21 protein-coding genes and 1 pseudogene are annotated in these 21,256 nt (G+C 50.0%); 1 reads left to right on the top strand and 21 read right to left on the bottom strand.

Going from position 1 to position 21,256, the window contains the following annotated elements; all coding sequences use genetic code 11:
• Positions 1-14: 14 nt before the first annotated feature.
• The 6 genes from GZH47_RS24765 to GZH47_RS24740 form a co-directional block, all read right to left on the bottom strand.
• Positions 15-1,613, bottom strand: a complete 1,599-nt coding sequence (locus GZH47_RS24765) for a response regulator (RefSeq protein ID WP_162643690.1) — start codon at positions 1,611-1,613, stop codon at positions 15-17.
• 15 nt (positions 1,614-1,628) lie between these two features.
• Entirely contained in the window at positions 1,629-3,434 is a 1,806-nt protein-coding gene (locus GZH47_RS24760) for a sensor histidine kinase (protein ID WP_162643689.1), read from the bottom strand.
• Between the two features lie 118 nt (positions 3,435-3,552).
• Positions 3,553-4,704, bottom strand: a complete 1,152-nt coding sequence (locus GZH47_RS24755; protein ID WP_162643688.1) for a serine hydrolase domain-containing protein — start codon at positions 4,702-4,704, stop codon at positions 3,553-3,555.
• A 255-nt stretch (positions 4,705-4,959) separates the two neighbouring features.
• Entirely contained in the window at positions 4,960-5,439 is a 480-nt protein-coding gene (locus GZH47_RS24750) for a DinB family protein (RefSeq protein ID WP_162643687.1), read from the bottom strand.
• Positions 5,440-5,508: 69 nt separating this feature from the next.
• Positions 5,509-6,150: a hypothetical protein gene (locus GZH47_RS24745; protein WP_162643686.1), complete on the bottom strand. Its 642-nt coding sequence runs from the start codon at positions 6,148-6,150 to the stop codon at positions 5,509-5,511.
• Positions 6,151-6,167: 17 nt separating this feature from the next.
• Entirely contained in the window at positions 6,168-6,752 is a 585-nt protein-coding gene (locus GZH47_RS24740; protein ID WP_162643685.1) for a GNAT family N-acetyltransferase, read from the bottom strand.
• A 157-nt stretch (positions 6,753-6,909) separates the two neighbouring features.
• Between GZH47_RS24740 and GZH47_RS24735 the strand changes: the two genes are divergently transcribed.
• Positions 6,910-7,140, top strand: a complete 231-nt coding sequence (locus tag GZH47_RS24735; RefSeq protein ID WP_162643684.1) for a hypothetical protein — start codon at positions 6,910-6,912, stop codon at positions 7,138-7,140.
• A gap of 158 nt (positions 7,141-7,298) precedes the next feature.
• Here GZH47_RS24735 and GZH47_RS24730 read toward each other — a convergent pair whose 3' ends face one another.
• The 15 genes and pseudogenes from GZH47_RS24730 to GZH47_RS24660 all read right to left on the bottom strand — a co-directional run bounded on the left by GZH47_RS24730 (position 7,299) and on the right by GZH47_RS24660 (position 21,234).
• Positions 7,299-7,931, bottom strand: a complete 633-nt coding sequence (locus GZH47_RS24730) for a hypothetical protein (RefSeq protein ID WP_162643683.1) — start codon at positions 7,929-7,931, stop codon at positions 7,299-7,301.
• A 2-nt stretch (positions 7,932-7,933) separates the two neighbouring features.
• Entirely contained in the window at positions 7,934-8,176 is a 243-nt protein-coding gene (locus GZH47_RS24725; RefSeq protein ID WP_162643682.1) for a hypothetical protein, read from the bottom strand.
• Between the two features lie 216 nt (positions 8,177-8,392).
• A complete protein-coding gene (locus tag GZH47_RS24720) occupies positions 8,393-8,785 on the bottom strand; it encodes a RidA family protein (RefSeq protein ID WP_225446198.1) in 393 nt (130 codons plus the stop codon).
• 40 nt (positions 8,786-8,825) lie between these two features.
• Positions 8,826-9,236, bottom strand: a complete 411-nt coding sequence (locus tag GZH47_RS24715; protein WP_162643681.1) for a VOC family protein — start codon at positions 9,234-9,236, stop codon at positions 8,826-8,828.
• A 167-nt stretch (positions 9,237-9,403) separates the two neighbouring features.
• On the bottom strand, positions 9,404-9,985 hold the full coding sequence (locus GZH47_RS24710; protein ID WP_162643680.1) for a VOC family protein: 582 nt from the start codon (positions 9,983-9,985) through the stop codon (positions 9,404-9,406).
• Positions 9,986-10,079: 94 nt separating this feature from the next.
• Entirely contained in the window at positions 10,080-10,463 is a 384-nt protein-coding gene (locus GZH47_RS24705; protein ID WP_162643679.1) for a VOC family protein, read from the bottom strand.
• Between the two features lie 150 nt (positions 10,464-10,613).
• Positions 10,614-11,024, bottom strand: coding sequence for a VOC family protein (locus GZH47_RS24700; RefSeq protein ID WP_162643678.1), 411 nt, complete (start codon positions 11,022-11,024; stop codon positions 10,614-10,616).
• A gap of 145 nt (positions 11,025-11,169) precedes the next feature.
• The gene (locus GZH47_RS24695; protein ID WP_162643677.1) at positions 11,170-11,457 is read right to left on the bottom strand and encodes a hypothetical protein; all 288 of its coding nucleotides are present in this window, start codon (positions 11,455-11,457) and stop codon (positions 11,170-11,172) included.
• A 213-nt stretch (positions 11,458-11,670) separates the two neighbouring features.
• Positions 11,671-12,067, bottom strand: a pseudogene (locus GZH47_RS24690) (DUF1572 family protein).
• Between the two features lie 505 nt (positions 12,068-12,572).
• Positions 12,573-13,142 carry an SF0329 family protein gene (locus tag GZH47_RS24685; protein WP_162643676.1) on the bottom strand — a complete coding sequence of 190 codons (570 nt, stop codon included), beginning with the start codon at positions 13,140-13,142 and terminating at the stop codon, positions 12,573-12,575.
• A gap of 141 nt (positions 13,143-13,283) precedes the next feature.
• A complete protein-coding gene (locus tag GZH47_RS24680; protein ID WP_162643675.1) occupies positions 13,284-13,628 on the bottom strand; it encodes a TFIIB-type zinc ribbon-containing protein in 345 nt (114 codons plus the stop codon).
• A gap of 255 nt (positions 13,629-13,883) precedes the next feature.
• The gene (locus GZH47_RS24675) at positions 13,884-14,993 is read right to left on the bottom strand and encodes a Ger(x)C family spore germination protein (protein WP_162643674.1); all 1,110 of its coding nucleotides are present in this window, start codon (positions 14,991-14,993) and stop codon (positions 13,884-13,886) included.
• Positions 14,990-16,090: a GerAB/ArcD/ProY family transporter gene (locus GZH47_RS24670; protein WP_162643673.1), complete on the bottom strand. Its 1,101-nt coding sequence runs from the start codon at positions 16,088-16,090 to the stop codon at positions 14,990-14,992. Before GZH47_RS24670 ends, GZH47_RS24675 begins: the two co-directional genes overlap by 4 nt.
• Positions 16,087-17,529: a spore germination protein gene (locus tag GZH47_RS24665; RefSeq protein ID WP_162643672.1), complete on the bottom strand. Its 1,443-nt coding sequence runs from the start codon at positions 17,527-17,529 to the stop codon at positions 16,087-16,089. The genes GZH47_RS24670 and GZH47_RS24665 overlap by 4 nt, the downstream gene beginning before the upstream one ends.
• A 216-nt stretch (positions 17,530-17,745) precedes the next feature.
• Entirely contained in the window at positions 17,746-21,234 is a 3,489-nt protein-coding gene (locus GZH47_RS24660) for a glycoside hydrolase family 38 N-terminal domain-containing protein (protein ID WP_162643671.1), read from the bottom strand.
• Positions 21,235-21,256 lie beyond the last annotated feature (22 nt).

The raw sequence follows: 21,256 nt of genomic DNA, 5'->3' as shown, positions 1-21,256 counted from the left end.
CTATTTTTATCAGATTACCGCTTCAGCTCGCCTGGCGTGACGCCCCAGAACTTCCGGAACAGCTTGATGAAATAACTGGCGTCCATGTATCCGGTCATCCGGGCCGCATCGGACACTTTCAATCCCGTCTGCAGCAGCTCCCTGGCTTTGTTCATCTTCTGCTCGAGCACATAATCCGAGAACGATCTGCCCGTCTCCTTCTTGAACAAGCGGCTCAGATAAGAAGAATTGATATACAGCCGGTCGGCAACCGTATGCAGCGTCACATCCTGGTCCATGCTCGCTTCGATCATCGCGTGAACGTTTCGAATGAGCCGGTGCGTACCCGATTTGCGTTCCGCCTCCGCATACCCGATGATTTTGTCGATCATCCGTCCGGACCATTCGCGCATCTGCTGCCGCGTCTGAACCGCCTCCGGCGTCTGCAATTCCATCGTATCATCGCCAAGCACATCGAGCACCGACCAGCCTTGTGCGTGGATGATCCGGGTGAGCAAGCTCTGCAGGAACAGCATGTATTCCTGAAAATTACGCAGCGTATCCAGCGACGCCACCTGATCGCCGACGATCGAAGTAATCCGAGCCGCCGCTTCCGTCTTATCGCTCGTTTCCAGCGCGATCAGCACCCGTTTCTCCAAATCCCGCTGAAATTCGAACGCGCGCGGTTCCTTCGGATGCTCATGATACGAGATAACGATCTCGTGCCCGAGAACGGCGCGTTCCTGCAGCGCTTTGCGCGCCTGCATGTAGGAGACCGCTACCGACTCGCGGCCCACCGCCAGCCCGATTCCCGCGCTGGACGTCGTCACCTTCAAGTATTCATGCGCGCTGGATACCAGCTTCTTGACTGATTGATTGGTTCGCTGCAGCAGATCCCGATCCTTCTCCCCTGCCGCACCTTTGAAGATCAGCACCGTCGTGCCGTTATAGGCCTGAAACACCTCGCATTGCGCCGAGCGAAGCCACTCGCTTGCGATGCTGAATAACGAGAACTGCAGCAAAGGCAGATCTTCTTTCCCGGAACTGGCTTCCGCCCGCAGCAGCGGATCGACTTCCGCCGCGACGACGCAGTACCGGCGGCCTGCTTCCAGGGCAAGCGACAGCTGCCGGACATGGTCGTCGATCTCATCGTCCGCGAATTTCCCGTTCACCCAATCGCGCAGAAAATCTACCCGCAGGCGGGGCAAATGCAAGGTCCACCGGGTTTGCAAATCCTCCAGCTTCAGCCGGTTTTCCCGCAGGCTTCGGGCGGCTGCAGCCGCTTCCGTCACCGCCTTGACGATCTCTTCGTCCCCCGCCGGCTTCAGCAAATATTTGAAAACGCCGATCTCCACGGCCCGCTGCGCATACTGGAAATCGTCATGCCCGCTGAGCACGATGATGCGGGTATCGGGCATGCGCTGCAAGATTTCCCGGGACAGGGACAGGCCGTCCTGTTCCGGCATGACGATATCCATGATGATAATTTCAGGCTGTTTGCGCTCGAACACGGACAACGCTTCTTTCCCGTCGGACGCCAGCGCAACGACTTCGATGGCATGCGCTTCCCACGGAATGTTGTTCGCCAAACTGTTCAGCAAGCGAAGTTCATCCTCCACGATCATCAGATCCATCGCTGTATGCCCCTTTCACGTCTGGATTGTCCGGTCAATCGGAATGAAGACGGTGACGACGGTGCCTTCCGTTTCCGTGCTTTCGTACCGCAGATCGGCCTGATTGCCATAGTAGAGGAGCAGCCTCGCTTTGACATTGCGGATGCCGTACATATCGGGATTCGCGTCGTCGTTGACGAACGTGAAGCCTTCCTTGATCGATGCGATCCGCCGCTGAATGTACTGCAGCCGCTCCCGGGACATCCCCACCCCATTATCCTTCACCATGACAGCCAGACGCCGGTCTTCGATGGCGCACACGATGGTCAATTTCCCGCCGTTGTCCTTGCGTTTCTCCAGCCCGTGAAAAATCGCATTCTCCACGATCGGCTGCAAAATCAGCTTGACGATCGGAAGCTGCTTCGTCTCTTCGGCCATCTGAACGTCGTACGCAAACTTGTCCAACAGCCGCAGCTGCTGAATTCGCATATAATACTGCAGATGCGCCACGGATTCCTCCAGCGTGAACGTATCTTTGCCCTTCGTCAGACTCAGACGGAAAAACTTGGACAGGTTCAGCACCATTTCACTGATCTCGTCGGCTTCGTAATTGCGCGCGGCCCAGTAGATGGAGTCCAAGGTGTTATACAGAAAATGGGGGTTGATCTGCGATTGCAGAAATTTCAAATCGGTCTTGGCCCGCTGGATTTGATGCTCGTAGATGTCGCGGATCAAGTGGCTTTGCTGCTCGGCCATCTGATTGAAGCTGTCCATCAAGAAACCGAATTCGTCGTTCCGGTCCTTCTTGAGCTTCACATTGTAGAAGCCTTTCCGTATCTGATGCATGCCGTACGAGAGAATCTTCAGCGGCGACGTGATTCTCCGGTACAAGATCCAGGAGATGAGGAACGCAAGCAGAACGCTGATGACGATGATGAGAATGATAAATTCCTGGATTTGCTTCGACGCGTGGTAGAGCGAGCTTTTCGGCTGAACGAGGACGATGGACCAGGAGGAGCTTGCCGACGTGACCTTGCTGACGAACACTTGCTGCTTGCCGTCCGGCGAACGGGTCAAGAAGCTTCTTCTCGGATCGGATAACCAGGACCGGGAGAAGGCCGTGCCTGATGAAGTCAGCATTTCGTTCGTATCGGAGAGGAGATAGACATCGCTGTCCGTATCTTCGAGGAGCTGTTCGAGCGATTCCAGCAGAATTTGCCGCCGGATGGCGACGCTGACGAGATTGGGATCGTACCCCGCCCGGTTGAGCCCCATGGCTCTGACCAGCAAGATATTGTCTTTGTTAAACAGATAGTCCACTTTCTTGAACCGGTCCGGCGTATCCCGTGGGTTTACCAGCAAGCTGATCCCTCTCAGATTATAGGCGCGCCAATACCAGTCTTCGCCAAGCAAATCGACTTGCCGGACGCCGGTTCGGGAGGAAGACACCAGCGTGCCGGTCTGTTTCTGAAAGATGGAGATGTCGGAGATGAAGTCGTTGACGGAGGAGATGCCGCCGACCTTGTTCATGATTCTCAGCTGCGTGAAAATCTCGTTTCCTACCGATTCCTTCTTGGACAGCATATCGTTCATTTCTTTGTCGGAGGCAATCAGAATCGAGATGTTCTCGATGCTCCGCATGATGACGTCGATATAGGCCATCGATGCGGATAGAGCCGCATAGACGCTGTCGCTTGTCTGCCGGATGAGCAGCGCTTGCGACTGACGGATGGCATAGAGGCTGACCCCCATCAACGGCAGCATGACGAGGAGCAAATAACAAATCAAGCGGATCTGCACGGACTGCATCGAATGCCACAAGCTAACCAGCTTCGCCGCCAATACGGGTCACGCCCTTTCGGTACGCTTGGTTTAGGAATGGAGCTGCACGGTGCAGCACGTAAAGAATCGATACGATAATCGGTCTGGTATGCGCTCGAGCAGCCGGTTTCCGGTTACGTCAGTCTTCCCAGAGGCTGGCATATGCATAGTTCCGAATCGTGCCGTGCCAGCGATACCAAGGCGAGCCGCCCTCCTGCTGCGCATAGAACAATGTCACTTCGGCCTCCGGATCGATGACAACATAGCAGCCGCGGGCGCCATCCCAACCGAACTCGCCATTTTGGCTCAATGCGTTGTTGTCCTCTCTGTCCACGAGCGTGCGAACGCCGAGCGCGTAGGAATACCCGCTTTTGCTCACGCCTCCGAATTTGGCGAAATCCTGCTGAGCCTCCGGGCTTAACCGCCGTTTCCTCATCTCGTTGACCGTCTCCGGCCGCAGGATCCGTTCGCCGTTCGGCGCCAATCCATAATTGCACAACGCCTCGGCAAACAAGATATAATCTGGCACTGTAGAGTAGAGTCCGCCCCCGCCGCTCTCATATGCCCGGCCCGGCTGCAGATTGAATGACTCTCCTATGCTCTCCGCGGTATGCGTCTTCCCGTTGAAGTTGTTGTACAGCTTGCAGAAACGATTGTCGTCCTGCAGTACAAAAGAAGTATCCCGCATGCCGATCCTGTCAAAAATGTTAGCCTTCAAATACGTCCCGAACTTCTTGCCGGAAAGCACCTCGATTAATGCGCCCAGCACATCATGGCAGGCGCCGTATTTGAAATGGGTGCCCGGTTCGAAGATTAACGGCTCCTTGGCAAGCGCCTTGATGACATCCAGCGTGCGGCCTTCGCCGCCTGATGCTTGGATCACTCTGTCGGTCTCCTCGGTATCCCGCCGGTCAATCCCCGCGGTCATGCTGAATAGATGTTCGATCGTGATGCGGTTCTGCGCGGGACGCAGCTCCTCCGACCCGTCTTCCCGAATATGCCGGACAAGCATGTCCTTGTATTCGGGCATATATTCGAACAGCGGGTCGCTGAGCTTGAACGTTCCGGCTTCGAACAATTGCAAGAGTGCCGTGCAGGTAATGACCTTGGTAGCCGAATAAAGCCGGAAAATCGTATCCGGTCCGAAATGGATTTGATTTTCCACATCGGAAAATCCTGTATAGTGCTCGAACACAGGCTCATGCTTGTGGTACACGGCAATTCCTAAGCCAGGAATGTTTTTCTCCGTATAGAACCGGTTTAGGTAGTCCTCCAATTTTGAGAAGCTCATTCTACTCCTTCACCCTCCATTCAAATCATCGTATCGAATTGCATATTGCTTCTATTAGCAAACGTCTCCATATACTAATCATTCGTGAATGGGTTGAAGTATCCTGCCGTTTCGCGGAGAAGTGCAATCCATTAGAGTTGAAAACAAAGGGCTGCCGTTTCTTCGTGCCTATTCAGCTTTCGTTCCATTTAGCGCAAGATTGTTTGATTATTTTTAACTCTACGCTCACAAAGAGGCGTTTCAATTCAACTCGCTTTACAAAGAATGTACACTTCGAGTCTCAAGAATCTGGTCGATGTGATGATTAGCGTGTGATAGATCCCAAATCACCTCATCGCGAATGATAACTTGTTCATTTCCAATAGTCACCACCCTGTCTAACGGGACAGACAATGTCTCATAAAGATACACAATATATTCTCTAACTAGTTCAAATAGTTTAAGTTCGACATAGATGGGTCGCTCGGAATATTTCATGGAGTCAGCCCAGATATCTGGATCAAAGCCATCGTCAAAAATGAACTTGTGACCCGTATTGGAGAACGCAACGCGATGTTTTTGAAAATAGTTAAGTTCGCAATCAACAATGTGATGAAGAAGTTGACGGATTGTCCATTTCCCTGGTGCACGGCACAAATCCAACTGTTCTGAGGTCAAGCCTGTTATTGCATCAAGAAGATGTTTGGGTTGATTTCTATATTGGTTTAGAAGAACTCTATCTGCTTCTAACAACAATTCTAAAACCCCGCTTTCTAATTTGTTTTATCCAAATATACACCAATATAATCCTTGAGATTGTAATCGCTAATGTACTTCATTAGTAGTTTTATTCTTATTTAATTCCATCAAGTGGTAGACATCGAGTTTCCAAATCCGATCCTCTTTTTGTAACCCTAAGGCCAAAGAATGTGTGAACGATTCTACACTTACCGTAATAAGAACTGTCACATTATTTTCCTTGGCAGTACTATCATCGACTTTAATAGAATCATAAAATCTATACTTTAGAGCTGTTTCGGCATCATCATTCATTTCATATTTAAAATAATCCTGTCGAAATTCATCTGGATCGGGCAGCTTCCCGCCGTTATAAGTAATCGTATAGATAAAATCCGGATCTCCAATCGATATGCCATATAGATAAGCCAGTACCATCTCTTCAGGAGTAAAATCGTATAAATGACTCAGGTCTTTATCCGCTATATAGCTTATTAACGCTTCCTGCTTCGCTAGGGGAAGCTGCTCCAGATAGGAAAACTTCCTATTCTTTTTCTTGGTAACGTCTATATTATTTGGGTTTGTTTGCGGGACTTCTACTTGTTCTTCTGCAGCTGCCTGCAGTGATGTTATCGACTTCTCTTCGTCCCTGCTGTTGTCGTTTTCGAAGCAGCCTGAAATCATAGACACCATAACTAGTGCTGTCAAAATAAGCACCGATTTTTTCAAATCCCTCACACCTCGATCTATTTATCAGCTAGGTGAATGACGCTGGCGCCCTTAAATTCTCCAGCTAAGAGAGAATACATCAGCGTATCCGTAAACAATGTGCCAAACGAGTATTCCCTCAAAAGGCCTTCTTTCTTAAACTCGATTTTTTCCAATACATGTATTGAGGCGATATTCTCAGGCATTACTGCAGCTTGAATACGATGTAATTCTAAATGATGAAACCCAAAGGGGATTACGGCTCTTAAGGACTCTTCCATGATGCCCTGTTTCCATTGTTCTCGAGCCAGATTGTAACTGAGGTTAGCCATTGAACCCCTGACGAAGTTACCTAGGATGCATGTACCGATTATCTTATTGGTTGTCTTGGAAGATATCCCCCAAACGATCATTTCTTTTCTTTTGAATGCATTACTGAACCGTACGAAGGTGTTCATCACTGTTTTAACATCTTTGGGACTATCATATCCCCAAAACCTCGTTACCTCATGGTCGGAAAAATAGTTATAATACTCTTCCGCATCATCCGGTTGAAGCTCCCTTAATAGAAATCGTTCAGTTTCAATAATGGGAAACTGTTGAAATTGTTCATTGAAGCTCATCTACTGACCTCCTCTAAATGTGTAATAGACAACTTCCATAATACACCTCTTCTTCCTTCCGCTTTCGTCCAAAAACCCGAAATATACCATGCTGCAGGTTTGAAGGCGTCGGGAAACCGGGTAAGTAGCTCTACAATCTACCAGAGGAGTGATAGCGATGGATGCATTCGAAAGAAGCGGCGACCGCCGGCGTAAGCAGCAGGGCAAGCGCGACAATCCTGAGGGCGTTCCGACGGAAAAGGAAAGCCTGTTCGACAAGTTCGCCAGCGAGCGCACCGTCGATCCGATTCCGGTCGAGGATCAGACCATCGAGCAGCAAGACGAGAAGGACAAGAGCCGCACGAAGCAGGATTCTTCCAGCGAACGCAAGTACCGTACGGGGATTTGACTTCAATCGGCCCCCTGCCCGGCGGCGCCGGAGGACAGCATCCTCCCAACATGGCGTGCGAAATAAATCGATTGATAAATGAACAAAAGCAGCCGATCCCTCGGATTGGCTGCCCCTTGTCTCCTATCGAACTCGTTCCTCACTGGCGTAAATACGAGCTATTTTAAACCCACGTAAGCAAACAAGCCATATAAAATCTGTATACTACGCAGCGGGCTTGCTTCTCCTTCCCTTTGCTCTAAGTTATCTATGGCCAGATGTGCACGCCGATGTGTCTGATTCAAAAATCCTCCATGAAACCCATGGCAGCCTCGCGCTAATGCCCACCCGAACGCTTGGCATTTATTTCTCCGCAGCGCTGTCGCTTTCATGCCAGAAGAACGTGTCCAGGCCCACCATGTTGCCAAGTTAATTAAATAAAACTCATCATTTTGCCAGTCTGATGAATCAACAATGAAGCCTTCGTTCCTCAGAAGCTGCCCCATCTCCTCAGCAATCAATAGATAAGGTCCGGTCATTAAATCGTATCCCATTCTGTCTCGTATTGTAGGAATATGCATAAATGGTCGCATATACTTAGGATTTGAGTTCCAGTAACGTTGATCAATCTCTGATGCAGATACAGGAAGCTGAAGGAGCTCATGCTGCACAATATCCTTCTCGCTTACTTCAGAGAACTCCGTCAGCTCTTTGGCGGTATTTCCAGACGCTTGTTCAATAAACTCGAGCCAGTACCCGCTCTCATCTTCAATCTTAAGCTGCCTTAGCATCGGCTTGATCTGATAAAACAACTTTACAACTTGTTGATGAATTTCAAAGGGACAGAAACCGGTTTTGACAAACCCGGAAACGTATGTTTCTCATCAAAGCTTATCGCAAGCGTTTCGCAATCTGGGTGTGGCGAAATCATAATGGAATTATTTTCAATCCTATTAATCTGCCACTCGTTGCTCATCGCGTAGTCTTCTATGTAACGTAATACGTTACCTTCATTTCCTCTCTTTGCCGTGCCACCATAATGAATCGTAGTTCCCATTGCCTACCTCCGCCAAGTCATTGTATAGGTAGCATTCTTCTTAGGTGTTATATATTCGGTTCCTCATGAGTTACGATGAGGTTTCCAAATGGGTCCTGGAATTTCAGAAAGCTTCGTCCATCATCGTCAGTTACAATCTCACCTATGATTTTTGCGCCGGAAGCTTCAACTTTTCTGTGCATACGGAATAATAGCGGGCTTGTAACTGTTATTTTACTAAGAACCAATAACTGCTATCGCGTCCATTTGAACCAAGAACCCTTGGTTGACACCAGTGATCGCTCTTGCTGGGTATGGTGCTGAGAAATATTCCTTATAGTACTCGTTAAACTTATCGAAATCAGCTCCTGGCTCGAGAAAAACTGTGACTTTGACGACATCGCTCATTTTTGCACCCGCCGCCTCCAGTATGGCTTTCATGTTTTCCAACGTCCGCCTAGCCTGATATTCCAGCGTATCACCATTACACATTCCTGTATCGGGTTCGAAAGGACCTTGCCCTGCGACGTATACAGTATTGCCGACCTTGATAGCCTGGGAATATGGCATTCCACCCGGTTGTTGCGCTTTGTTCGTTAATATGATTTCTTTCCTGCTAGACTCCTGCAAAATACCCGCTCCTCACTTCACGATTATCGATGTTGAATGTTTACTCTACGAAATTTGATTTTCCATGAGCCACGAACATATTTCCGCTAGGGTCATAAAAGTCAAAATCCATTTCACTTAGAATCTCCGTTGCACCAGATTCGGTTCTAATACTCCCTCTGTCATTTCTCACCTCACCAATATGTACTTCTTTACTCTTTAGGTCTGACAGCAACTTTTCGATATCCTCTGCTTCAAAACCGATAACGACCGACATCGTCCCCTTGTGCGATTCCACTTCGCACAGAAAGATCGATGGTCCCGAAGGGAGCGCAACGATCGCCATTCTATTATCCGGCCGTTTAAAGTGCAGCTCGAACCCGAGTTTACTTATATACCACTCCATAGATTCTTCCAAGTTCTTAACTGGAACTTGTAGAAATGAGACACTGTTTAGAATTGATTCTGTCATTTTAATAACCTCCTATAATAACTCAGACGACTGCCGGGAAGCTCAAGAACAACCATCTGACCGTTAGCTGAACGAAGGCAGCTGACCATTTTCACTGACCATCTGCCTTCGTGTTCTGTTGAACTGTCATTCTTGGTTAGTGCAATCACCGTCCGAAAATCACACTTTTACGGTTGCCATAATTCAAATAAATTGCCATCTGGATCGCAGAAGCTAAAATTAGGTCCACAAGGTCTGTCTTCCGGAATTTCTGTTACAATATTCACTCCGTTTTCTTTGAACCGATTAAACATTTCTTGGATTCGAGGTGTAGTGAAGCACGCGATAGCTGGTCGTTCACCGTTGTAGGATGCTTCTTTAGCTGTAATGAGGAATAAAGCGGGTACCGTGCTCCTTAGACCGGCTTCAGAAATTTGTCCATTATGATCAGGAAACCTCATAATCGAGATTCCCATCCCTGGTACGACCGGATTGTTGGACGTAGGCTCACATCTTAAGTTTTTTTCATACCATTTAACAGACTCGTATACGTTTTTTACCGGAATGTATAAACACGTGATTCCGGCAATGTCCTCCACTTTACTCTCCGAGATGGTTTCTTCCAATTGGCTGTCATTTGTCATCATAACTACCTCCAAAGAAGGATTGGTTTGTCCGTGAATGACTTTTAATGCATTGGGAATTCGGTGAGGTTTGTATCCATCGGAATTTTTGTTTCCTAATACGCCTTTTCTTGCAATCTGAGTCATTCATGCACCTCCTTGGAAAGCATATCATCACTTCAATGTTACGAATGTGTTCATTTTTCTCATTCTTTCGGATCCTCATTAGCTGAATGAAAAATCACTTGGGCCAGCCACCCCATATATCGAGTTTATTTCCATCCGGGTCATAGACGTAGAAATTAAGACCACAGCCCTCATTATCTTCAATCTCCGATACCTTTGCTCCGTTATTCTTCATTTGACTGTAAAGTCCTTGGAAATCATTTACCTCCAAGGTAAGTGCACATTGTTCCGTTCCACCTATCTGAATGTAGTTTAAATTTGTCTGCTCAGGAGTTCTAATCAAAAAAATGGCTTGTCCCGATGGGATTCGAAGCTGAGCCTGATTTTCATGAACGGGTCTCATTAACTCCAAACCCAAATTATGCACATACCATTGCGCGGATTCTTTTGTATCAGTGGTAGGGATGTAAATACAATTAATCTCTTTTACCATACTCATCAACATTTCCTCCTTGTATTTGGAATCTCGCTAAGAGCGTATCAAGTTTTGTTATTTTATGGAATATAAATTTGTGTCTTTTTTTATCAGAAACCGGCCCGTTAGCTGAACGAAGGCAGCTGACCATTTTCACTGACCAGCTTCCTTCGTTTATTGTGAGCCTCCGAAGACCATTACATATCCATCCAGGTCCTTAACAGCAAAATGTTTCCATTGACTATTTCCCATGGGTGATATTCTTGGTTCGTATGCAATGATCGCTCCCTTTGACTTGAATTCACTATACAACTGTCCAACTCCGTCAAAATTGCTATAGAAATAAGAATCCCATCCGATGGTTTGCTCGTCTTCGGATGGTTTATCTGGTTTTGGATTAGGGCGAACGTCTTCTGACTTTACGGCTTGTTGAAGTATAAAGCCAAGATTATTACCGCGTTCCGTATGTCCCCATCCATCAACTTGAAAGCCTAGAATATCTTGATAATACGTTCTTGCCTTGTCGAAATCCGAAACCAACCTTACTTGAAGGAAATTCTTAAGATAAGCAATCTCGTCACTCAAAAGAACAACCACCTTTATTTTAGATATGGTTCCATTTGAGTATATAGAACATTTGTTCCCATGTAAAGTTTTTCCTTTTCAGGGAGGCGGATGACCGCTTGACCCGCTCCGGGAATTAGTATGACGAAGGCACGACAGCCTGGCGTCATCTCAAATAATGATCTTGGACAGACATTTTTTCTTGAGTCAAATGGTAACCATCCGCATCATGCTTGATAATTTTTATCATGTCACTGGTATTATCAAAGACCCATACAGTATCTTTGTCAATTTGCACAGTGGAATACTGCTCTTGCGTTGGTTGAGCGGGTATTCCTTGAACAGATACAGTCTCAAAATCATCATGAGAAGTCACTACTTTATTTACTGCCCAGATTGTTAAAACAGTAAGCCAAATCATTATTACTAGGGTAAAGGTGTTTTTTTGCGTCATGTCTACACGCCTCTTTCTCCTTGAATTTGGTAAGTAATAGTAAGACGTTATTTTCAGCTTTTTGTTACGGATAACCGATCGCAAGTTAAAGGGCTGCCGAAGTTACTCGGCAGCCCTATTCCGTGCATCGTTTTTGTACTCGTTAACGTATTGAACGCAGAAGAATATCTAATCACCTCTCGCTCACTGCCGTTAGCGCAATACGCCCGCGCATTACAATGAAGTAGATTTGTAATCTCCTTCCAAACACTGCTTTGCAATATAAAAAACCTGCCCCATGTGTTCAGATAAATGTGCAGCGCATTGATGCAGCATGTCGAGGTTGGTTCTCTCCCGATTCCTTACCGTTTGCTTTTGTTCCAGTGTCTCATCGGAAATGCTTCTAATTGTATCCATTTTCAATTATGGCTTCCAATTCGGACTTCCTTACAAAGGCATGCTTCAACTCTTCCTCACGATTTCTCTGAATATCTTGATGTAAGATACCCTTTAAGACTCTTTCATTGATATTGCCTTCAATATGCCTAACAAGCGTTGAAATACTATGGCTTGTTTCGTTGGGTCTCCAATTGAGTTGTTTATCATTTAGTTGGCTGACGGCATTAAGCATTCTTCTTTGGATCTCCTCAAACTTGTTCACTAACCATTCTCGATTAAAATCATAATTCATACTCCCCATCCCCAGTTCACTGTTTATTTTTGTCTATTCATTCGGAAATTTGTTGAGTAATCCTGCCAGTAAATTGAAAAAGGCAACCGATCCTGAATGACCGGTTGCCTTCGTCTGCATTGTACTACTTATTATGAGAAACGATTGCAGACGTAGGATCCAACTACAACAAGGGCAATTAAGATTATCATTATGAAAGGATTTCCAACAAATGCTCGATCAAATGTATCTTGACTTCTACACGTTTCTTTATTGTCTTCTTTCCTGCTCATTAAGAAAACCCCTATTAATTTTAAGATAATCATATATACGCCTTAATGATGGATATGTTGCTCACTAACCAGCTGCCTTCGAGTCATATTGTACTCGTGTTCCACGTAAATACATGCTTGCTAACCTCTTTAACTAGATTGCTGTATTGATAAAAACGGCATAAAATCTTCGTTCAGCAGGTACGACGCCGTAATTCATAGAAGTACTGCACGATAGGATGCTTTAACTTGATCGTTTCCGACATGTTCAAAATCCGCTTTTTCCCCACCCGCCTGTCCACCAAAGCGAGAATATTCAATAGAATATCGGGACTCTCCAGGCACTCCTCTATGGAGCTGGACAGAAACTTGGTCGCCACGACGGTAAAGTTCGATTTGCTCAAGGATGACTGCGCCGACACCAGATCCTTCGCAAAACCGGTTATTTTTCGGTTTCTTGCAATGACATGAAGACGATCCTCCGGAACATTCCCCTTGGTTTCTTGTCTGACCGTTTCTAATTCTTCTTGGCTGATCGGAAGCTCGATTTCCGAATCATTCTTAATTTCCAGCTCTGTCTGATACCATCTGATTAAGGTCGTTTTATCGGCCATGTTGAAGATATTCTTCTTATCGACCGTAATATAACAATGCCCTGCTTTATCAGGCAAATAACGGTAGCTGGTTGCACGGTATTCGACCCTTCCCGCTAACGCAGGACAGAGAAAACTCTCAAGCTGTTGCTTCAATTTGCTCCAAGACATAAATCCACCTTCTATTCCTAACTTTTCTGAAACCATCATTGTGTGCTTATCTTGCCTATTATACTTCTTTCCATGCCCGCATGAAACGCAAAATCCCCCGCTTTGCACGAGGCAAAGAGAGGGATTGCTCGCAGCCGGCTATTAATCGAACAAATCGCCGAATACATCCAGCACGGATTTCTTCTTCTTCTTATGGGATCCGTAACCATCGCCATGCCGATTGTCGTAGCCGTGTCCGCTTGAAGAAGCCGGGGGATAACCGCCGCCGCTTGGCGGATTCGCCTTCATGCGGCGACGATCGTCATCGTCAGCATCACGATAATGCCATTCGTTGTATTCGCTCCGAACCTCGCGGACATCGCTCATCAGTTTATCCAGCTCGCCGCGATCCAGCCATACGCCCTTGCAGCTCGGGCAAACATCGATCAGAATACCGTTCTTCTCTACTTCCCGCATGCGGGAATTCTCGCAAACCGGACAATTCAACCAGCTTCGCCTCCTTCGCGTATTCATCGTTCTATACGTCTCGCGCATCGGTCGGTTTCGGGTCGCTTTGGACGGACTGCGCGCGGAAGAAAGAGAAGATTTGCCACTAAACAAAGATTTGGCTTTCTGAGCTAATGGCATAGCTAAAATGGAAGGCGTGATCGTATTTGAACGATTCCAGACATGACAAAAGCGGCTTCCGTCCAAAGAATCCAGGACGAAAGCCGCTTAATTGTGCACAGAACGACGAGCGTGCTACTCCAGCACGCCGGTATTCAGAATCGTAATCTTCACGTTCGGCTTAATCGCGAGCTTCGGATACTGCACTCGCCAGTTCATCCCTTTATACAGCTTGGGATGATAAGCCGCCAGCTCGTGACCCAGTTGAAAATAATCGCAATTCGCCTTTTGCAGCTTTGCAATCAGAGTAGCTGCCATTGAATCGAGATCCGCTTCGATTGCCTTCTCCATCTTCGCGCGTGTTTGTTTCGTATGTTTCCTCTCGAAATGTCCATCTTCGACCAATTTAACGCCGAGTTTGAGCGAAAGGTCTATTTCACGAAGGCCTTCCTTATTAAAGACGAATCGGAAGTCATGCTTGGCTTGCTGAACCTGAACCGTATAAGGCTTACCTTCAACTTGACCATTCAGCGGCTGGTTTGCGGCCCCGGTACCATTCAGAAGACAAGCGAGCAGCGTTTCCTCGTTATCCAATTTGATGCCCGTATACTTCCCGTCCCGAAACAAGGCGGTACCTGCAAGACGGGCACCCTCCCCGCTAGGCTCGAACAGGTTCAAGGCGAAGTCGTTCACGAGCTCCTCGCCTCCAAGAATGTAATGAAGCATTTTATTGGAAGGGATTCTTCCGCGTTTCAACTGATCGTCCAATACGCCAATCAAATAATCGTTAATGGTCTGATCGTGAACTTTCTTCTTCGATAACAGCTTGGACAAGTCTCCATCATACATAGCTAAATAAGCATATAACGGATTGGATATGAATTGGCCGGAGGCACTCAAACCGGTCAGCGGTTCATCCTTGGCGAAACGAGGCGATATGAGATACAGCCTTGTTTGCTGTACCGATAGAATCCCGGGCAGATCCTGGTTGATTCGAGTTGCGGAGTCGTAGAGACTTTCGCCTGTTGCGTTCATGTATAAGCTCGAAGGTTTGCCTCCGCCTTGATTGGCTTCCCGAAGCGAAGCAATGACGAAGCTCACCGCGAGTCTCTTGCTCTCGCCGGCATAATCGACGCCCACGATATCGACAAAGAGCTGCTTCTTCAGCGAAAGCTGATCCCAGCATCCCGTCAGCGTCAGCGACAGTAGCAGACAAAGGGCCACAACGGCCAACCCCCGCTTCATAATTTACTCCTCCCCACGCCTCGCAGCCCGGAAATAACGAGCAGAATAACCGGCAGAGCGACGACCATTATAATGGACAGTTGATCCTGAATGTTCGCGAGCCCTAATAGAGCGCTTCTTTTCTTCAAGAAGAACCCCCCAATGAAGCAAGCGCCTGCAATAAGCCAGATCCACATCATTTGGTTGCCTAATCCTCGGCCTCGAAGATGCATGAACGCTTTGGCTGCCATGAAGAAATACACGAATACCGTGCTTCCGATGATGCTGACGTAGAAGGTCAAAAACAAGATATCGATGCTTTGAACGACCGCAAGCCGGTAATTTTTCAGCACATACACGATCGGCTCGGGAATAAGCGTGAGCTGCTTCAAGCTGAACGACATGGAACAGATCAGGCAGACCGCTACGTAATACACCATGGTGCAGGCGTTCGCGAGCGTCATCGCGGCAAGCAGTCTCTTCTTGCTCTTGGTCTGCACATAGGGGTAGGCGTACATCAGCAGATCATAGCCGACATAGGCGGTAAATGCCGTGTAAGCGCCCTTCACGACCGGATTCCATCCGCCCGGCAGAATAGGCAGCAGGTTTCTGGCATCTATCCCGTACACGCCGCTGAACACAATGAGCAGAAAACCGATTAGCGGAAGAATCATGAAGGACTGCGTGATATTCGCAAGCTTGCGCAGCGACGATGTCGCTGCATAGCCGCAAATGATCACCATCATGAGCACTAGCACCCACCTCGGCGTGAGAATAAAGATCCAACGATTAAGAATATCGATATATAACATAATCAGCACATAGCCGGATAGCGTATAGTAGCAGCCATACAACAAATTGACGAACGCTCCGAGCGGTCTGCCGACAATCGTGGCACTATAGGCAAAGAAATTCCGCGCCGGATAGCGGCTGCCCAGCCACCACAGCAGCATAATGCCGGCTTGCGCAGCCAGTCCGCTCAGCAATATGGCCAGCCACGTATCATGCCCGGCAATGCTTGCCTCCACATGCGGCAGCGATAGAACCTCAAGTCCAATCTGAGACATGAAAATAAGCGTAAAAAGCTGTCTGCCGGTGATGACTTCTTCCTTGCTCATCGTTTCCATCCCCTTGGGTTCCGCAGCCTTGTCCGGTTGCCGGGCGCCGTGCCTTCCGGCCGCTTGCGCTGGTTCCAGACCGGCGCGCGAATCATCGTGTCCTTCACTTCGCTCAAGGAGAATGGAGGTTTGAAGTAAGGCAGTCCCATTGTCTCCAGTTGACAGAGATGAATGACAATAATCATGAAGAAGAAGGCAAGTCCGAACAAGCCGAACATCGCGGATAAGAGAAGCGCCGGATAACTTAAGAGCCGAATGGCGCTGCTCATTTCATAAGAAGGGATGATAAAGGAGGCCAGACCGGTCAAGGCCGCTATGATCACCATCGTATTGGATACCAAATTCGACTGCACGACTACGGTCCCGATGACGATACCGCCTACGACGCCGATCGTTTGGCCGACGGGGCTGGCCAGCCGTACGGTCGCTTCCCGCAATATCTCCAGCAGGAGCATCATGGCAAGCGCCTCGAGAGCCGGAGGAAACGTAATGTATTTCAACGAGCTCTGCAGCGTATTGACGAAATTCATCGGCAGCAGATGCGGATTGAAGGAACTTATCGATACATAGAAGGCAGGCAGGCCGAGGGCGATAAAGAGACAGCAAAGACGCAATATTCGAAAGATAGAGCTCATCAGCCAGCCCATTTGGTAATCCTCCGAGCTCTGGAAGAACGACCAGAACGATACCGGCAGAATGATCGCATCCGGCGACCCCGAGGCGGCGACGACGACCTTGCCTTCCATGAGATACGCTCTTGCGCGGTCCGGCCGTTCCGTTACGAGCAGTTGAGGGAATAAGCTGTATTTCTTCTCCCGGATCAGCTCATCAAGAAAGCCAGGCGATTCGATATAGTCGATGTCGATGCTTTGCAGCCTTTTATCCACCTCCTGGACAATGGAAGGTTCCGCAATGGACTTGATGTACATGACGGCGAGCTTCGTTTGCGAGAGCCGCCCGAGCGTATAGTCTTTGATAATGAATTCCTTCGAATTGATCAACTTCCGCATCAGGTTGAGATTCGTATCCAAGTTCTCGATGAATGCTTCGTTCGAGCCGCGGAGAACCCGCTCGTTGATCGGGATATTGATGGAGCGCTCCTTCTTGAGGTCCGTGCCCAGCAGATAAAGCTTATTTTCTCCGTCCAGCTGCAGGACGGTTTTGCCATATAGAACGGCTTGAACGGCCTCTTCCAATCGCTCGGTTTCCGTATTATCAAGAATCGACACGACATCTTGAATCTCGGCCTCCGGATGGAGCATCAGCGGTTTAAGGATGAATTCTTGAACCACGCCGGAATCGATCAGCGTGTCGAAATAAAACAAGCGATAGTCTGATTCCCCAATAGCCAGCCGTTTCGCTTGAAAGTCGCTTTGTTCGGCGAAGAGCTGCTTGAAGTACTGTTCGGTCTCCGCAACGGACGCACTTAGCTTCACCATACTCACTTTGCTCACCTTCCCGGCTAATGAATTGGCTTATTTTTACCTGCGGCTGGTAAAAGTATGCAGATGCGGAGGCGGCAAGGCAGGTATGCGGACCGGACAAGCGAATGGAACCTCTTGTTTTGTTCGGATGACAAAAAGACGCAGAGCATCACTCTCTGCGTCTTGCGTCTCGGCGTCTTCTTATTTCATACTGTTTCTTCCACTCTGAAATTAGTCGAAGCTTACGCGGACCGTGGCCAGTCCCCAAGCGCCGACGGGAATTCGAACGGAACCGTCCAGCTCAGCTTTAAGCTCTTCGCCGTCATGTTCGAGGAGATCTGTTAGCCGCGCCTTGCGAATCGGCCTTCCCGGGAAGGACAATGTCGCGCGCTGCTCCCGACCGGAAATTTCCTGCAAGCGGACGATGACGCCCTCCTTGTTCCTTGCTCCTTTGATCGTAGTCGCTGCCACCTGCGCAGGCTCGACGACGGCCATGGTGCCCCCGCTGTTCTCCAGGTACGGCGCCCGTTCCGTACGCTGCTCTTGAAAGCTCATCCGCTGGCCGTACAAGCCAAGCCTTCTGGAATGGCCGAACCGGTAAGCTTCTTCCAGCTTGGGCTCGTTCGAACTCGTCAACGAATAGGCAAACGTAATCAGCCCGCCTTGGGACGGCTTGTAATTCGATTTCCAATAATTATTCAGCACGTAGGAGAACACTTTGCTGCCGGATAGCTTGAGCTCCTTCGGCCAGCGTCCTTTGACCTCTTCGTTCACCGTGAAGAGCGGAATATCCGGCGAAGCGATGGTCACGGCCGCTTCGGCGCCATGCACGAGCATCGCGGTCTGCAACGGCAGCCATTCCTTGCAGGCGCCCGGCAGCTGGTCGCGATCCCAGTTCACCCAGCCGAGCTGCGAATCCGACAGCACGGAAGCATGCGTCAGCCGCAGCGGGAATGCGATATAGACGGCTTCCGTTGCCGTTGTCTCCCGCTTCGCGTACTGGAATCGAAGATCCAGCCGTTTGGACATTCGGAACAGCTCCCACTCGATCGTAAGTTCGCCCATCGGCACGACGCCCGTCACGGTAACCGAGCTCGATGCGGCATTCTCCGCGCGATGAACCGTCTTCAGCTCGAAGTCGCTGAGCAGTTCCGCCCCGCTATCCGACTTGTCCGCATGGTTGCCAAGCAGCTTCGTCCCTTCGCCGCCGCGCGCGTACAGGAAGGCGCCGAAGCCGTGCTCATCTCCGTCTTCCGCCAGTTCTCTTCCCGACTCCAGATCCGTCCAGGATCGTATGCAGCCGCGCTCCGCATCGATTGCCACGCGATAATGCGGACTTTCCAGCACGATCGGCGAGCCGCCTTTCACTTCGACTTGCCGCGGCTGCAACGGAACAGCGGACGGCTGCAGGATCAATCGCCTGCAGCTCATCCCCGGCACCTCATCCACCCACAGCTGCACCACTGCCTGGGAGTGCGTTTCGCGCAGTAAACGCAAAGGCACCGGCTGCCCCGATAACGGATCGACAACCTGTTCCCCTCTGGCGATTTCCACGATCACTTCCGAGCTTAAAGGCCAGCTATGCGGGTTGTAGACCACCACTTCGCGGCCGTTATTATTCCAGCGCAAGCTGTGCCGGGTCGCTGCCGCGAGAAGCAGCCGTTCCCCCCAGCCTTCCGCGGACTCCGCCATCTGCCGCTTCACCTTCCACTGATCCTGCTGCAGCAAGGCTTGCGAATCGGAACCGGCCAGGAACGCTCCCCAGGTGTGCTCGTCGTACAACAGTACATCTCGCCAAGCCGCGTTATAGTGCTGACGCGGGAATGCCGCGCCGTCGCCATGAATGACGGCGAGCGCGTCCAGCGTCTCGGCTGCGGGCAGCATCGCCTGCGTACGGCGAACCTTGATGGATTCGGCAATGCTCGAGCCTACGCCGTCTTCCCAATAAGCCCCTTGATCGCCTTTGACGGTTCGGAGCGTGTCGCCGAAGTTGGTTTCGACATAGCGGAAGAACGCGCTGACATCGCAAGGAATCAGCTTCGGATAGGCATAGGTATCGTTCCACTCTTTGACGAAGCTGATCGGGTAGGGATCAATATCCGTATTGTCCGCATCTTGTCCATACAGCATGACGGCATCGGGCGCGTAATGTTCGTGCTCGAATTCGTCCAGCCATACCTGCAGCCCCTTCGCGGCCGTCTCTTTCGTAGCGGGAGATCCGCATACCTTCTTGAGCTCGCAGTACATTTTGGCCAGCCAGACGAGCACGCGCCCTCCGTTCACGCCTTCCCAGTAGAACGGGTTCAGTTGATGCAAATTGCCGTTCAACCGGAATGGCCCCCGGTCCTGATTATTGGCATGCACCAGGTAGCGCACGCCCATGCCCGCCAGAATAGCGGGAAGCGAGCCGCTCGCGGATGCCACGTCGACAATGGCCGCATGGTCGGCGCGTTGTCCAAGCTCGCTTAGGTAGCCATCGCTGAATTCGCCGTTTCGGATCAGATCCTCCAGCGAGGCAAATTGCGTAAGCAGATCGGTATAATTGCTAGGGACGCCGATCTCCCCGCGCCGGACGGCATCCTTCAAGGCGGCCTGCATGTTCTCGTCGCGATAGGCGGCGAATTCCTCAAGCGCCCAGGAAGAGTCGAGCACGTACGTAAACGGCGGGTATCCCCAGCGTTCGCTCGTTTCGCGCTCCGCCTGCACGAGCTCGATCGTCTTATCCAAATTGCGGCAGAGCCGTTCGGCTACTTCCCACTGACGATGGGTGTAGCCGATATCGGTATGGACATGGGGCGTCGTATAGACCTGCCATTTGCGCCGGCGCTTGAACTGACCTTGCTCATGGATAGCAACGCCGTTCGCGCGTCCTTCCAGACGATACGCGACTTCGCCCTCCCCGTCTTCGATTTCAAAGGAATAAGCGGCGTGTCCGAACAGACCCACCGGGGGATGGAGCGGTATGCGCGTCTCGCGGCCATCCGCGCCCGCGAGCGTGAGTTGCAGCGGTTCGCCCGCATATGCGCGTCCGAATTCGAGATACGCGTCAACCCGTTCAAGAAGCTTCCCGCCTTCCTGACGGTACAAGACGGAAGGCTTCACCCGAAGCCGGACGATGGCCTGATCGGGCAGTCCGGTCAGCGCCTCAAGCTCCATCCAGTCATAGTAGAAGCCCGCGGCATCGGCCATGCGGTCCAATCGGAGGACGGCTTGCGGATTATGAACATGTACGATCGGATCGTCGTCCCGCGCCTCCACGGTCAGTTCATTCCACCCGGTTCGCAGTCCCTCGGCCGGAATGATCATCTCCATGGTACCTTTGGCAAAAATCGTCGTGTGCAGCGAATGCTTCGGTTTCATGATTCCGTCGGCTGAAGGCGCCGGATGCAGGAAGCCCTTTCCCTCGATGCCGTTCACAATGATGGCGACATAGGGGGTCCGCGGCGTGGTGACGATAAAATGCAGCGTTAACCGGTAAGCAGGCGCAGGCTGCCCCTCCAGCCGGAAACGAACCGTATACGGATGCGGCGCATAGCCGCCGTCCGGATCGGCATTGCTGACATGGAACAACGGCCACGGATCGGCATCCATCGGCCTGCCGTCCTCTCCGATCGTCCATATTCGCCTGGCGACGGTATCCGGATCGCGATAATTGTCCTGAAAGCCGCGCAGATCGCTGTTCGGCTCGCCGACCCGCCATATGAGCTGACTTTGATTCATTTGCTTCTCATCCTCTCGCGGT

Origin of the sequence: Paenibacillus rhizovicinus, assembly GCF_010365285.1 — a bacterium.
GTDB classification, from domain to species: domain Bacteria; phylum Bacillota; class Bacilli; order Paenibacillales; family Paenibacillaceae; genus Paenibacillus_Z; species Paenibacillus_Z rhizovicinus.
The sequence above is the reverse complement of the archived record's forward strand: the minus strand, read 5'-3'. Positions and strand labels throughout refer to the sequence as shown.

Excerpts from the sequence above, each read along its gene's own strand:
- GZH47_RS24705 (WP_162643679.1), bottom strand. The coding sequence starts at position 10,463 with ATGAGTATGGTAAAAGAGATTAATTGTATTTACATCCCTACCACTGAT.
- GZH47_RS24665 (WP_162643672.1), bottom strand. The coding sequence starts at position 17,529 with ATGGTGAAGCTAAGTGCGTCCGTTGCGGAGACCGAACAGTACTTCAAG.
- GZH47_RS24740 (WP_162643685.1), bottom strand. The coding sequence starts at position 6,752 with ATGAGCTTCAATGAACAATTTCAACAGTTTCCCATTATTGAAACTGAA.
- GZH47_RS24765 (WP_162643690.1), bottom strand. The coding sequence starts at position 1,613 with ATGGATCTGATGATCGTGGAGGATGAACTTCGCTTGCTGAACAGTTTG.
- GZH47_RS24695 (WP_162643677.1), bottom strand. The coding sequence starts at position 11,457 with ATGACGCAAAAAAACACCTTTACCCTAGTAATAATGATTTGGCTTACT.
- GZH47_RS24710 (WP_162643680.1), bottom strand. The coding sequence starts at position 9,985 with ATGACTCAGATTGCAAGAAAAGGCGTATTAGGAAACAAAAATTCCGAT.
- GZH47_RS24755 (WP_162643688.1), bottom strand. The coding sequence starts at position 4,704 with ATGAGCTTCTCAAAATTGGAGGACTACCTAAACCGGTTCTATACGGAG.
- GZH47_RS24725 (WP_162643682.1), bottom strand. The coding sequence starts at position 8,176 with ATGGGAACTACGATTCATTATGGTGGCACGGCAAAGAGAGGAAATGAA.
- GZH47_RS24715 (WP_162643681.1), bottom strand. The coding sequence starts at position 9,236 with ATGACAGAATCAATTCTAAACAGTGTCTCATTTCTACAAGTTCCAGTT.
- GZH47_RS24675 (WP_162643674.1), bottom strand. The coding sequence starts at position 14,993 with ATGAAGCGGGGGTTGGCCGTTGTGGCCCTTTGTCTGCTACTGTCGCTG.
- GZH47_RS24660 (WP_162643671.1), bottom strand. The coding sequence starts at position 21,234 with ATGAATCAAAGTCAGCTCATATGGCGGGTCGGCGAGCCGAACAGCGAT.
- GZH47_RS24670 (WP_162643673.1), bottom strand. The coding sequence starts at position 16,090 with ATGAGCAAGGAAGAAGTCATCACCGGCAGACAGCTTTTTACGCTTATT.
- GZH47_RS24735 (WP_162643684.1), top strand. The coding sequence starts at position 6,910 with ATGGATGCATTCGAAAGAAGCGGCGACCGCCGGCGTAAGCAGCAGGGC.
- GZH47_RS24685 (WP_162643676.1), bottom strand. The coding sequence starts at position 13,142 with ATGTCTTGGAGCAAATTGAAGCAACAGCTTGAGAGTTTTCTCTGTCCT.